This is a genomic window from Streptomyces sp. NPDC006743, from assembly GCF_040703815.1.
Taxonomy (GTDB): Bacteria; Actinomycetota; Actinomycetes; order Streptomycetales; family Streptomycetaceae; genus Streptomyces.
This window is the reverse complement of record NZ_JBEYJA010000001.1, coordinates 161767-175821: the sequence shown is the minus strand read 5'-3', so window position 1 is coordinate 175821 and position 14055 is coordinate 161767. Positions and strand designations below refer to the sequence as shown.

The window sequence follows — 14055 nt, the reverse complement described above, 5'->3', positions numbered from 1 at the left end:
CCGGTGCCGGGACTTCGGGCCGCCGAGGCGGGCGGGTGCCCGCGGGACCGCGCCGGGTGGCTACCCCTTGTCCGCCTTCGGATTGACGTTCTTCGTCAAGAGGTCGTTCATCTCCCGGTACGCCACGGACGCTTCACTGTTGCTCTCGTCGTGGAATCGGAGCAGGTACTGGTACATGAGGGCGACGCATTTGTCGCGGCTGCGGTAGGCGGCGTCGTCGGTGAGCCGCAGGTCCTGCGAGATCTCCCGGATCGCGCCGTCGGGCGTGGTGTAGAGGGGATGCCACATGACGGTGACGGCGGGGTTGACCTTCTGGATGACGCGCAGTTGGGGGATCTCCTGAGCGATCAGGACGCTGTCGGGGGCGTAGGCCCGCAGGAAGACGTGGACGGGTCCCGTCGCGCGCTCGACGAACGCGCGGGAGAGCACGTTCCACAGCGGGGCCTGGAGTTTCCAGTTCGCGTGCAGCTCCAGTTGGTCCACGACCTTCCCGAGCCGGGTGAACTCCAGGGGCGTGTGTCCCTTCGACTGGGCGTAGACGCTCACGTCGAAGCCGCCCGACCACAGCGCCATGGTGGGAGTGGTGATCCGCAGGTGGTCGCCGACGAGGTCGACGAGTTCGCGGTACCAGGTGTTCGACGCGCGGTGGGCGCGCCGCTGGGCCGGGTCGAGGGACGGGTCGGCAGCCGCCGTGTTCAGCCGTTCCTGCTCCCCGATCCCGCCGAGCAGGAGTTGCCAGGCGCTCTCGATCACGCCGGGCGGGAAGCCGCCCGCGGCCATCAGTTTCCGGAACACCGGCCACTCGGGGTGGTCCTCGGCCCGGGTCGCGAAGTGCTCCGTGGGCGCGTTCTTCGACGGTTTGCGCCGCTGCACGACCGCCGGGCCGCCGCGGGCGCCTGCGGCGGGCTCCCCGTGCCCGCAGGAAGCACCGTGCACGTGCCGCTGCTCCTCCAGCGCACGGCTCACCGCGCCGTTGCCCGCCGAACGCTGCAACGACGTGACCGCCGCCGGCGACAGCCCGGCGGCCCCCGGCCCGGCCGGACGGGGGGCCGCCCCGGTCCGTGCGGCGCCGGCCGGCTGCGTTCTGGGCAGCGGCTGCCTGGTGGGGGCAGTGTCGGTGTCCTGCTTCCACGTCTGCTTCCGCGCCTGCATCAGCCCGCACATCCCTCGGTCTCGTGCCGGCCGCCATTGTCCGGGACGTACCTGGACGCGTGACAAGGGACGCGGGGTCCGCATTCCCGGGCCCCCAGGCCACCGGAGCATGCCCTTTCCGGCACTCACGGCGAACCGGTGACCGGCCCCGGCCGCCTGCCGGCGGGCGCGTGTGCGGAGTGCGGGAGGGCGCGTGTGCGGAAGCGCCGGAGGGTGCGCGTACGGAGTGCGGGAGGGTGCGTGTACGGAAGTGTGTGCGTGGCCGGGGGCGGGTAGGCGCCGCAAGCGGATCGATTGATTCCGCTTTTGGTTCTGCCGTCGCGTGAAGCAGGAGGAACAACCGTGAACAAGCTGATGCGGCACCTCACGACCACGGGTATCGCCGCCGTGGCCGCCGGAGGGGCACTCCTGGCCGGCGGCGGTTCCGCGGTGGCGGCCACCACCCCGCAGCACGGCGGGCGAGCCCACTGCCCGCCCGCGGTGGCGGCCGGCCACGGAGTCTCCCGGCGGTCCCCCGCGCACCAGCACATCGACCCGTGGGTCCTGGACCAGCTGCGCGTGTTCGACCCGGCGGCCGCCCGGCGGATCACGGTGTTCGACCCGTGGGTCAGGGGCCAGCTGGCCCAGTTCGAGGGGCAGGCCGCCCGTCCCGACGGGCAGGGGAGCTGACGGCGGGCAGCCCGCGGCACCTCCGCGGAACCCGGCGGCCCCGGTGGACACCCCCTCCGCCGCCCAGGCGCCCCCCCTCCGCCGGCCCGGACGGCCCCCTCGGGCGCGCAGGCAGCCGCCGGCCGAGGGCGCCGCCCCGGTACGCCGACCAGGGGCGACGGGGCGACGGGGCGACGGGGCGAGATCGGGTGTGAGCGGGGGGCCGCGGGTCCGCCCGCCTTCCGCCTCCCTGCTCCGGAGTACGAACATGAACCGCAGGTCAGCCTGTCCTCCAGGCTTGGCCTCTCAGAACATACTTGTTCTCCAGTTTATTTTTAGACTAGGCTCCCCGCCGGTTGATCCTGACACACAGAGGGGGGCTCTTGTCATGGGTTCAGGACACGGGGACGGTGCGTCGATCGCGGTCGTCGGCATGGGCTGCCGCTTCCCGCAGGCCGCGAGCGTCGACGAGTACTGGTCCAACCTGGTGGGCAACGTCGATGCGGTGACACCCGTCCCGGCCGAGCGCTTCGACATCGCGCAGCGCTACGCGCGTACACCGAAGACGCCCGGTCGCACCACCTCCCGGCACGGCGGCTTCGTACCGGACGCCTTCTCCTTCGACACCGCCTTCTTCGGCATCTCCCCCGCCGAGGCCGCGAGCATCGATCCCCAGCACCGGCTCCTGCTCCTGGTCGTGCGCGAGGCGCTGGACGCGGCGGGCATCCCCGCGCCGCGGCTCGCGGGCAGTCGCTCGGGCGTCTTCATCGGCCAGGCCACCGCCGACTACGCGCACCGCGCGGACCTGGACACGCACTGCCTGCGGGAGGCCACCGGCAGCCACTTCCGCGCCATGGCGGCCGGCCGCATCTCCTACGACCTCGACCTGCGCGGCCCGAGCGTGATGGTCGACACCGCGTGCTCCTCGTCGCTGGTCGCCGTCCACATGGCCCGCCAGAGCTTGCTGACCGGAGAGACGGACCTGGCCGTGGCGGGCGGCGTCAACGTCATCCTCTCCCCGCAGGACGCCATCGCCTTCTCCTCCGCGGGCATGCTCTCCCCGGACGGCCGCTGCGCCTTCGGTGACCTGTCCGCCAACGGATTCGTGCGCAGCGAGGGGGTGGGCGTCGTCGTGCTCAAGCGGCTGTCCGACGCCCGGCGGGACGGGGACCCCGTGCTCGCGCTGCTGCCCGGCAGCTCCGTCACCAACGACGGCCGCGGCAGCGGCTCCCTGATCAAACCGGCGGTCGCGGGCCAGACGGCGATGATCCGCGAGGCCTGGGCCTCCGCCGGCGTCCGCCCCGACCAGCTGGACTACGTGGAGGCCCACGGCACCGGCACCCCGGTCGGCGACGCCGTCGAGCTCCAGGCGCTCGCGGACATGGTGCGCGGCAGGCGGGGCACCCGCGGACCGCTGCCGATCGGCTCGGTGAAGTCCAACATCGGCCACGCCGAGGCGGCGGCCGGCATCGCCGGTCTCATCAAGGCCGTCCTCATGATCCGGCACCGCACCGTCCCGGCCTCGCTGCACCTGCGCGACCCCCAGCCGCTGCTGGCGGAGGCGGACAGCCCGCTCGAAGTGGTCACCCGCAACCGGGAACTGGACGTCGCCGGGGACGGCGCTCTCGTCGGCGTCAGCTCCTTCGGACTGTCGGGCACCAACGCGCACATGGTGGTCGCCGAGGCCCCGGCCCGGCCCGCCGAACCGCCCCGCGCCCCCGCCGAACTCCCCGCCGGCCGCCCCGCCCACCTGCTCGTCCTCAGCGCGCACAGCGCCCCCGCGCTGCGCCGGCTCGCGGCCGCCTACGCGGACTTCCTCGCCCCGGGCGGCCCCGGCCGCGACCTGCCGCTGTGGGACGTGTGCGCCACCGCCGCCCAGAAGCGGCAGGCCCACCCCTACCGCCTGTGGGCCACCGGAGCCGGCCACGACGAGCTGGCCGAGGCCCTGCGCGCCCTCGCGCAGGGCCGCCCGACGCGGGCGGGCGGGCTCGGCGAGGCCGGGTTCGACGGCCCCCGCCGCACGGTGTTCGTCTTCCCCGGCCAGGGCTCGCAGTGGTCCGGCATGGGCCGCTCGCTGAAGGCCACGACCCCCGCCTACGCCCGCGAACTGGCCGCGTGCGACGCGCTCGTCCGCGAGGAGACCGGCTGGTCCGTCGAGGAAGTGCTCGCCGCGGCCGGCGGCCCCTTCCCCGACCGGGTCGCCACCGTGCAGCCCGTGCTGTGGGCGACCGAACTGGCGCTGGCGGCGGTCTGGCGCGACATGGGAGTGGACCCCGAGGTGTGCCTGGGCCACAGCATGGGCGAGACGGCCGCGGCCGCCGTGGCCGGGGCGCTCACCCCCGCCGACGCCGCCGCGGTGATCTGCCGCCGCAGCGCGCTGATGCAACGCGTCGCCGGCCAGGGCGCGATGATGGCCGTCGAACTCTCCGCCGAGCAGGCCGAGGACGTCGCCGCGGCGGAGGGCCGCGACGTGTGCGTGGCCGCGCAGAACGCGCCCACCTCCACCGTCCTGGCGGGCGGTACGCGGACGCTGCGCCGCATCGCGCGGCGCCTGGCGGAGGAGGGCGTCTTCCACCGGCTGGTACGGGTCGACGTCGCCTCGCACTCCCCGTTCATGGACCCGCTGCGCGAGGACCTCCTGGAACGGCTGTCCGGCCTGAAGCCCGCACGGGGCACCACCGCCCTGTACTCCAGCCTGCTGGGCGCCTTCGTCGACGGTCCCGAACTCGACGCCGGCTACTGGATGGACAACCTGCGCCGGCCCGTGCGCTTCGCCGACAGCGTCCGCCACCTCGCCAAGGACGCCGACAACGTCTTCGTGGAGATCAGCCCGCACCCCGTCCTGCTGAACGCCGTCACCGACACCCTCGCCGACGCGGGCCACACGCCGGCCGTCGTCGCCTCCACCGACCGCACCCGCACCGACGAGGCCCTGGCCCTCGCCCAGTCCCTGGGCGCCTTCTTCACCCTCGGCGGCACCGTCGACTGGCAGCGCTGGTTCCGCGGCCCGGCCCGGCAGGTCCCGCTGCCCGCCTACCCGTTCGAACGCGAACCGCTGCGCCGCGCCGTGCCCGTCGCAGCGCCCGCCGCCCCGCCCGCCGCGCGGCACACCACCGTCGACCTCGCCGCCGACCTGAGCGGGGCCGCGGTCCGGCTGCGCGGCCTGGCACCGCTGCCGCCGGCGGTCCAGCTGGCCGCGCTGCGCGAGGCGGTCCGCCCGGCCGCCGGCACCGCCCCCGCGGTGACCATCGAGAACATCCGCCTCGGCGGCGAACTCGTGGAGATACCCGCGCGGGGGAGCCTGACCCTGCGCGTCAGGACCGAGGAGCGGAGCGGGGACACGGCCGGGGACCGGCCCGGCGCGCGGCCCGCCGAGGTCCGCGCCCTGGACGGCACCACGGAGGGGCCCGGCACCCTGTGCATGACGGCGACCGTGGCCACCGCCCCCTCGCGCCCGGCCCCGTCCGGCCGCGCGCGCCTGGACGCGGCCCTCGGCCGCTGCCGTACCCATCGGACGCCGCAGGAGTTCTTCACCCGGCTGGCCCGGCGCGGGTACGAGCCGAGCCCGGCCATGCGCGCCGTGCGCCACGTCTGGCGCCGCGACGGCGAGTCCGTCGCCCTGCTGCACCGCCCGGACGGTGTCCCCGCGCAGGCCGCCTGGGAAGCGGCGCTGCTGCCGCTGCTCGCCGCCCTGCCCGGCTCGCTCCCGCCCGCCTCGGCCTACCGGGTCACGCACCTGGAGCGGGTACGGTTCCACGCCGACCTGCCCGAGGAGTTCTGGCTGCACACCACCCTGCGCGTCCGTGAGGCCGGTGAGCGGCTCCGTGCCGACGCCACCCTCCTCGACCAGCAGGGGCGCGCACTCGCCGAGTTCCAGGGCATGGAACTGCGCCGGCTCGGCGCGGCCCGCCCGGTGGGGGCGTACGTCCGCGCGGCCGTGGACCTGCCCCGGCGGGCGGCCGTCCGCGCCGGCGGCGCGGTCCGCACCCTGCGGGCGGCGCTGGCGTCGCGGTGGCTCCCCGGCGCGCCGAGCCGGACCGCCGGGCCGCTGGGCAACCGGCCCGCGCACGAGGTTCCGCCCGCGTATGAGGTCCCGTCCGCGCACGAGGTCCCGTCGGCGTGCGAGGTCCCGTCCGTGTACGAGGTCCCGGCGGCGCGGGAGGTGCCGCCCGCCCACCGGCCCGCCGGCCGGGACATCCCGCCGGCGCGCGCCACGCACCCGCCGTACGGGGCACCCGCCACGGCCTCCGCCGCCCCGGCGGCTCCCGCACCCGCCCCGGTGGCCACCGTCCCCGCCGCCCCGGCGGCGGCCACCCCCGTCGCCTCGGCCCCCGCGCCCTCGGCGGTGACCACGGCTCCGCCTGCTCCCGACCGGCGCTTCGTCGAGATCGTGGCCGAACTGCTGGGCATGGACACCGAACGCCTGGACGTGCGACGGCGGTTGAGCGCCTACGGATTCGACTCCCTGACGGCCGTCCAGCTGCGCGGCCGGGTCCGCAGCGAGCTGGGCTGTGACATCCCGTTGTCCCGGTTGCTGGGAAGGGACTCGGTCAAGACCCTCGCGCTCTCCCTGGCAGGTGCCGTCGCAGGCGGCTGACCTGCCGGGGCCCGGCGGGCCGGAACGGATTGCTCCGCATCCGGCCCGCCGGCCCCTCCGCATCCATGAAAATGAACTAGCGCTCATACATGTATCGTGATACATGTATAGCGGGGTGCCGGAACTGCCGGTCTGTCGCGCCGGCCAGGACGACAGGGGTCCACCCCCCGGTCCACGACGTCGAACGCCGGTGACACCAGGGCCCTGGACCGGTACGTACGGCATCGGGCGACAGGAGTGACACATGGGCGACACACCACTCACCACCGGGACACCACTCGTTCCCGGACGGCGCGAACGCAACAAACTGCGGGTACGCAACCGCATCTACGACGCGGCGGTCGAACTGTTCACCCGCCAGGGCTACGACCAGACCACCGTGGACGAGATCACGGAGGCGGCGGACGTGGCGCGCGGCACCTTCTTCAACCACTTCCAGCGCAAGGAGGACCTGATCGCGGAGTGGAGCGAGAAGCGCCGCGAACAACTGCGCGACGGCCTGACCGACCTCGCCGTCCAGGACGGCCGGAGCACCCGGCTCGCCCTGCTGCACTGCATGAGCCTGCTCGCGCGCATCAGCCTCCGCGACAGCGCCCAGACCCGTGCCATGCTCGCCGCCTGGGTCAGGGCGGGCTTCCCCCTGTACGAACAGCCCTACGTCAGCGAGATGTTCGGCCAGTTCGTGGAGGAGGGCCAGAAGCGGGGCGACGTCTCCGAAACGGTGGACGCCCGCCTGGTCAGCTACGTCCTGCGCGACCTCTACCTCGGCACGCTCTACCGCTGGTCCCAGGCGGAGGCCCGGATCGACCTGGAGGCCGAACTGCACGCCGCCTGCGGCACCGTCCTCGACGGAGTCCTCACCCGCCGGTGACGTGGGAAGCCCTGGGGCCGGCGGGTGCACGGTCCCATCGGCGAGGCGGAGAGCCCGCGCGCGCCGCACGCGGCCCTCGGCCTCGGGGCCATGCACCTCGACACCGCCGGCCTGGACGGCGAGGCCCCCGACGAACGGCTCGGCGGCCGTGCCGCCGCCGGTGAGCCGACGGCGCCGCACCCCGCCCGCCGGCCCTCCCCCCGTACGCCACGGAAAGATCGGGCCGTCGACGGGACCGCGCCGCCCCGCTCGGAGCCCGGCGGAACATCCCGGGCCGCCCGGTGACCCGCCCGGCGGTCCTCCCCCCCCCGTACCCCACGGTCGGATCGGGCGGCCGCCCGGACCGCGCCGCCCCTCCGGGCTCGGCTGAACCTCCCCGGGCCGCCCGGTGATCCAACGGCGGGTGAACCCGGCATGGCCCGCGGGTGTGGACCGGGCGACGGTTGCGGCCCGTGTCCGCGCACCCCCCGTCACGGGCCTGATCAGCCATTACGTTGAAACCCGTGCGCACACAGCAGCAGCCGGGGAACGGCACGGCCAAGGACGACCAGCAGGGCCGCCGCCCCTCCCGCCTCCCCGGACCGGCGCCTTCCGGGGCCCCGTCGCCGTCCCTGCTCGCCCTCCAGCGGGCCGCCGGCAACGCGGCCACCACCCGTGCCCTGCGAGGCCGAGGACGGCAGCCCGCGCCCGCCATCAACGAGAGCACCGAGCAGAGCCTCGCCCTGCCGCCGTACCTCGCGGACCTGACCGCCGCCGGACTGTCCACCGCGTACGGCCTCACCGGACACGCGTTCGTGCGCGACGCGGTGACCCGGGCCGTCGGGCACGGCGGCGGCACGGTCGACGAGATCGCCGCCGAACTGGCCGGACGACCGGAGACGTTCTTCGGGCAGGGCCGTGCCTTCGCCGTCCGGGGCGCGAGCGACGCCCAGTGGTTCGACGTCACCGTCACCGTCTCCCGCGCCCCCGACGACGAGCCGCCGCTCTTCCTTCCCGCCAAGGACATCGCGACCGCCGTCCCCGACCAGTACACGGCACCCCTGGCGCCCCTGGACGAGGCCGTCGGCAAGGACACCAAGGTCGACGTCCAGCACAACACCGCCGCCACCGCCGCCACCACGGCCGGCGGATCCTCGAGCCACGGCCTGGGCGGCACGGCGTTCGGCCTGGCACCCGTCGTCCCCGGGCTGTGGCTCGGCGCGGCGGCCACCGCCTCCGTGCACCCCTGGCAGTCCTCACGGGAGACCCGAGGCCAGCGGAACGTGGCCGAACCCCGGGTGCTGCGCAGCGACTCGGGCTCGGTCGAGGTGCCGCGCAAGATCCGCTACGGCGTCCGGGTGCGGAGCCACGACGGCACGGAGGTGGCGGCCTCCAGCGGGCCCGGCACGCTCACCCAGCGGGTGCCCACCGAGCACCTGCTCCCGGCGCGCGGCGGCCCGCAGACCGACGTGCGGCGGATCGGCCCGGACACCGCCCGGCGGGTCTCGCTCGCCGACTCCCTCGCCCCGCTCGGCGTGACCGACACCGCCGCACCGCACCAGGGCGGCGGCGGACTGTTCGACGCGGTCGCCTCCGTCCTGCACCCCTCCCTGACCGCCCCCGGCGCACCGGGCCGCGCCCGGCTCTACGCGGTCACGTCCACCACGAGCGTGCTGGAGGACCTGCCCCGGCTGCTGCGCGAGGGTGTCCTCGGCGAGGACCTGGAGTCCAAGGACGGCAGGACCGCGGGCAGTTACCGGATGAGCGCGCAGATCACCGGCCTCGCCCCCGCCTGGAGCACCGGCAAGACACAACTGCGCACCCACCAGCAGACCCAGCACACCGTCACCGACACCGCGGGCAAGGGCCGGGCGCTCGCCGGCGGTGTGGGCCCGGCGGCCGGTGCCGGCGCCGCCGGCAACGCGGCGGTGGTGCGCGGCACCGTCATGCCGGTGGCGGCCGCCCGCTCGGCGCGGTTCACCGTGGCCGAACAGAGCGTGACGAGCCGGCAGGGCGCCGAGGTCCGTGGCGAGAAGGTGCTGTACCGCGGCACCGTACAGCTCACCGTGGAGGGGACGGGCCCGCGCTCGGCCCGCTCGGTGCTGAACCCCCGGGCTCGGGTCGCCGTGCACACGATGGACGTGCTGATCAGCCTGCGCGCCGACGAGGCCCAGGACCTGGGACTGCAGCTGCCCCCCGGCGTGCGGGCCGGCGAGTTCGTCAGGAAACCCACGCGGACCGTGGTGGACGCCGAGGGCCGCGAGAAGCAGGAGGAGGTCGAACGCCACCTCCCGTTCGGGGCCATGGGCTCCAGCGTCGCGCTCGGCGCCCTCGACACCCGGCCCATGATCCAGGCCGTGCAGCAGCTGTTCGTCGTCGACCCCCGGCTGGCCGGCTATCTGCCCTCCTTCGGCGCCGACACCGCCCCGACCCCCGCCGACGGTGAGGAGGCCGCCGCGCAGCGCCACAACCAGCGGGAGCTGATGGCCGCCCTGTCCGAGACCAACCTCCGTGTCAACAAGGACCAGTTGCTGTCCACCGGCATCCGGGTACGGCTGCGCCGCAAGAGCACCCTGCACTCCCACGACGTCCAGATCCGGGTCAAGGGCACGCTCGGGAAGGCCGACTACCTCGGCGACACCGAGGACTGGCTGGTGCGCAGCCACTCCGGTGTCACCAGCACCTCACAGAGCGGACGCAGCAGTACGCGCTCGATCGGCGGCATGGTCCTCGGCCAGGCCCGGCTGGCCCCCGGCGCCCTGACCGCCTCGGCGCGCTACGACCGCGGCCGCAGCGGCACCCGCCGCAACCAGGCGGGCCCCACCACCCGGACGGACGTCCTCACCAACGGCTCCGAACAGGCCGCGACCTTCGCGGCGGCCCTGCGGCTGGACGTGCACGTCACCATGACCTCCCGGAAGCGCAAGCTCGCCCGCGGCCTCACCGTCGGCTCCCTGGGCCGGGACGCGCCGGAGCCCAGCCGGCTGGCGCGTCTGCACCTGGGGGAGCAGGACGTACGGCTGCGGACGGCGACGGAGTTCACCCTCGACGATGCCGGGAAGGAGCGGCTCGACGAGATCGGCGCGCCGGCTCCCGGGCCCGAGACCGCGGTGGCCGCCGAGGGCATCGGCGACCTGGCCGGCCTGGTCCCGGCCCCGGCGGCCGGGCAGACCCTGCGCGACTGGCAACTGGTGGAGACCGTCGGCGACGGACAGCCGCTGCGGGACCTCGCCCTCGGGCTGCTGTCCCGGGCCGCGGCCCGCGGCCGGGCGGGACACGAGGACCCCGCGCTGGCCACGGAGGGGCTGGCGCCGCGGCTGGCGATCGAGGAGCGGCTCAGTCCGCAGGCCATCACGGCGTCGCTGCGGCAGGCCGCGTCCTCCGGCTGGGTGGTGAAGAACCTGCGCCACCCGCGCCGCCTGGCCGCGCTGAACGGCGCCGTCGGCACCCGGCTCGCGCTGGCCAACCCCCGGCTGCTGCACGAGGGCGCCGGGCCGGGCACCGAGACGTTCGTGCTCGGCGGTCACCAGGCGGCCGGGCAGCAGGGGACGGCCACCACCAACTCGGTGCAGGCCGGGGTCACCGGCCTGGAGAGCGGCACCCACTGGCGCGCGGCCGAGGGACTGTCCGGGTACCGGAGCTGGGGCGAGAGCCGGACCGAGGCCACCGCCCTGTCCGGCACGGTGGAGCGCAACGCCCACACTCCCCGCAAGGCCCCCCTGTACCTGGTGCTGTGCGACCTGCTGGTGACCATGGTGGCGGAGGTCAAGGTCACCGGCGGCGGCCCGTACACGGCGTCCGCGGCCCGGACGCTGCCGGCGACGGCCGCCGTGTGGCTGACGGCAGGGCAACTGCGGGCGGCGGGCCTGGACCTTCCGGAATCGGCGCGCAAGGCGCTGAAGGCGGACGGGACGGGGACCGGCGGCCGCCCCGCGGCCGGGGACACCGGCGAGCGGGAGCGGGCCGCCACCGCGGCCGGTGCCACCGCATCGTCCGGCCGGACCGCGACGGGGAACACCGCCACCCGCGAACAGGCGGCCACCGGGGCCGGGAACACGGCGGCACGGGATCAGGCCGCCACCGGGGCCGCGGACACCGCGGCCGGCTCCGGGCGGCAGCCCGCCGCGGCCCTGCCCGGCTCCGTCCCGCTCGGCTTCGGCATGATCGAGGACCTGCCCGCCTTCGTCCCGCTGCTGGAAGGTCTGCGGACGAACCTGGGCACGCGCCACCGGAGACTGGCCGCCGAACTGCTGCCCCGACAGCAGCTCGAGGACCGCAACGACAACGTGCAGCGGCTGCTGCGCGTGCTGGACCGCGACGGCGCCGCCGGTCTGCTGGGAAGCGCCATGGACGGCGGGGTCACCGTCGAGCTGTTCGACGGACGCCGGACGCCCTACTGGGCGGTGTTCAAGGTGACGCGACTGGGCGACGGCGTCACCGAGGGCGCGGCGGACGACGGCCGCGACATGGAGTACATCACCTCGGCCGTCGCCCAGGAGGCCACCGCGCGGGAACAGGGCGCGGCCACCGGCGCGGAACTGACCGCCGGCGCCGGCGGCCGGCCCGACGGCGGGGCGGGGCAGCTGAAGAGCACCGGTGCGGTGGGCGGTCTCGGCGCAGGCCGGGCCGCGTCCCACCGGCAGGGCTCCGCCTCCCGGGGCCAGCTCGGCATGAAGACGGTCGCGGAGGCCAAGACGGCCCGGTCGACGAAGCTGCGGCTGCCGATCACGGCCACCCTCGAACTCTACGAGGGCGACCGGCGGATCGGCCTGGCCTCCACCGGCCGGACCGCCTTCACCTACCGGATCCTGGACAACGACCTCACGGCACTCGCCCGGGTGGCCGCCCCCCGCAGGACGGCCACCACCGCCGCGCCCCCCGGCGCGCAGGAGGCCCGTCCGGCCCGCCTCGGGGCCTGGCGCGCCCTCGGCGCGAGGCTGCCGATGGAGGCTCAGGTCAACGGCTTCCAAGGCGCCCCGGCCGTACGGCAGTTGGTCACCGAGACGGTCCGGGCCGCGGGCGGTGACCCGAGGTACCGGGAAAAGGGCCAGTCGGCCGCGTACACCCTGAACGAGGCCCTCTCCACCGAGTGGCTGACCGCGGCGCTGCCCCTGCTGACCTCCTCCGGAGTGGACCTGCCCCCGGTGCACGCCACCGGGGTCGAGGGCCAGGACCTGCACGTCTCCCTGCACGCGCGACTGCGCCGGGGACGGGTCCTGGGCGTGGGCGACAAGATGACCTTCGAGACGGTCGGCCAGAGCAGCCTCGACGCGCCCCGCCCCACCCAGACGGACGGCCAGAGTTCCCACGGCCGGGGCAGGTCCGCGCACGGCCGGTTCGGCGGCGGGCTGGTCGACGCCGACCAGTTCCGCCTCAACCAGCTGACGGGCACCACCGGCGGTTCGGGCGGCGCGGCCGACGGCGCGGTCAACGCCTCCGGGTCGATGCCGCTCCACAAGCCGAAGCTGGAGTCGGTCCTCGTCCAGTTCTCGCTGGGCGTACGGGTGGTGGCCCGGGTGGACAACCGGGTGCGTCCGTCCCGCACGGCCACCGCCGTACGGGAGCTGTCACTGCCGCAGCCGGTGGTGATCCGGATGCCGGCGCCCATGGTGCGCCACATGCTGACCACGCAGGCCGCGTATCTGCTGGACCCCGCCGACCACCTGGGACTCCTGGGGCTCCACCGGGCCGCCGCACCTGCGCCGCCACCGGACTGAACGGCCCGGCGCGCCCCGGACCCGCCGCGCACCGCGGACCCCGGGGGCGCGAGGAGCGGGGAGGCGCGGGAGGCGGGGGGTGAGGACGTGAGGTGAGGACGAGGGGCCGGGCGCGGGGCGCTCAGCGCGGAACCACCCAGTCCGGCACCCACGTCCCGGCGGCGCCGTGACCGGCCGGGCCGGCGGTGAGATGGGCGCGGAGGGTGGCCAGCGCCGGGTGGGGATTGTCCCGGTGCCACAGGAGCGAGTGCGGGTAGACGGGCGTCGGGCCGGTGACCGGGATACGGCGCAGGCCGTGGCCGGCCGGCCAGATCAGACGGGTGTACTCGCCCATGAAGGTGGCCAGGGCCGGGTTGCCGGCGACGGTGTCGAGGAGCGCGTCCGAACCGAAGTTGGGTCCGCTCGCCTCGATGGTGAGGCCGAACTCGGCGACGAGGTCGTCGTAGTAGGCGGCCCACTCGGTGCCGGGGACGATCCCGGGCATCCAGATCCGGTGCCCGGCGAGCTGCGCGACGCTCAGCGAGCGGGCGCCGGCCAGCGCGTGGTCGGGTCCGGTGAGGAGCTGGAGCGGCTCGTCGAGCACCCGGACGGACTCGATGTCCTCGGGAAGGGGCCGCCCGGGCACGGCGACGGCGCGGAAGGACGCGTCGACCGTACCGGAGCGGAGCGCGGCGACGGCCGTGCCGAGGTCGAACAGCATCACCACGTCGAGGTCGATCTCGGGGTGGGCGCGGTGGAAGCCGCGCATCAGGCCCGAGGCCGCGCCGCGCGAGTTGATCACGTCCACGCGCAGCGGACGGCGGCCGGTGCGCACGGAGGCGACCGCCCGCTCGGCGACGCGCAGCAGTTCCCGCGCGTGGGGCAGGAACGCCTGTCCGTCGACGGTGGGCTCGGCACCCCGCGGCGTGCGGGTGAACAGCCGCACCCCGAGGTCGCGCTCCAGGGCGGCGACACGCTTGGAGACGGCCTGCTGGGTGATCGACAGGTCGGCGGCGGCCTTCTGGAACTGGCCCGCTTCCACGACGGCGACGAAGGTGCGTACCGCTTCGAGGTCCATGCCGTGCCACCCCAGATCCCGTCGTCACGTTCCC

General features: G+C 75.4%; 7 protein-coding genes. 5 read left to right on the top strand and 2 right to left on the bottom strand.

The window, feature by feature from the left end; genetic code table 11:
* Positions 1–60 precede the first annotated feature (60 nt).
* A complete protein-coding gene (locus ABZ719_RS00710; protein WP_366723077.1) occupies positions 61–1152 on the bottom strand; it encodes a hypothetical protein in 1092 nt (363 codons plus the stop codon).
* A 342-nt stretch (positions 1153–1494) separates the two neighbouring features.
* Here ABZ719_RS00710 and ABZ719_RS00705 point away from each other — a divergent pair, with 342 nt between their 5' ends.
* The 5 genes from ABZ719_RS00705 (at position 1495) to ABZ719_RS00685 (ending at position 12964) form a co-directional block, all read left to right on the top strand.
* Positions 1495–1821 (top strand): hypothetical protein, encoded by a 327-nt coding sequence (locus ABZ719_RS00705; protein ID WP_366723076.1) that lies wholly within the window; start codon positions 1495–1497, stop codon positions 1819–1821.
* A gap of 367 nt (positions 1822–2188) precedes the next feature.
* On the top strand, positions 2189–6397 hold the full coding sequence (locus ABZ719_RS00700; RefSeq protein WP_366723075.1) for a beta-ketoacyl synthase N-terminal-like domain-containing protein: 4209 nt from the start codon (positions 2189–2191) through the stop codon (positions 6395–6397).
* Positions 6398–6641: 244 nt separating this feature from the next.
* On the top strand, positions 6642–7268 hold the full coding sequence (locus ABZ719_RS00695; RefSeq protein WP_366723074.1) for a TetR/AcrR family transcriptional regulator: 627 nt from the start codon (positions 6642–6644) through the stop codon (positions 7266–7268).
* 24 nt (positions 7269–7292) lie between these two features.
* Positions 7293–7553: a hypothetical protein gene (locus ABZ719_RS00690; protein WP_366723073.1), complete on the top strand. Its 261-nt coding sequence runs from the start codon at positions 7293–7295 to the stop codon at positions 7551–7553.
* Positions 7554–7771: 218 nt separating this feature from the next.
* Complete coding sequence (locus ABZ719_RS00685) at positions 7772–12964, top strand: hypothetical protein (RefSeq protein ID WP_366723072.1); 5193 nt, start codon at positions 7772–7774, stop codon at positions 12962–12964.
* 121 nt (positions 12965–13085) lie between these two features.
* On the opposite strand, the gene ABZ719_RS00680 is transcribed toward ABZ719_RS00685, so the two are convergent.
* Entirely contained in the window at positions 13086–14021 is a 936-nt protein-coding gene (locus ABZ719_RS00680; protein WP_366723071.1) for a LysR family transcriptional regulator, read from the bottom strand.
* Between the last annotated feature and the right edge of the window lie 34 nt (positions 14022–14055).

Excerpts from the sequence above, each read along its gene's own strand:
- ABZ719_RS00710 (WP_366723077.1), bottom strand. The coding sequence starts at position 1,152 with ATGCAGGCGCGGAAGCAGACGTGGAAGCAGGACACCGACACTGCCCCC.
- ABZ719_RS00695 (WP_366723074.1), top strand. The coding sequence starts at position 6,642 with ATGGGCGACACACCACTCACCACCGGGACACCACTCGTTCCCGGACGG.
- ABZ719_RS00680 (WP_366723071.1), bottom strand. The coding sequence starts at position 14,021 with ATGGACCTCGAAGCGGTACGCACCTTCGTCGCCGTCGTGGAAGCGGGC.
- ABZ719_RS00700 (WP_366723075.1), top strand. The coding sequence starts at position 2,189 with ATGGGTTCAGGACACGGGGACGGTGCGTCGATCGCGGTCGTCGGCATG.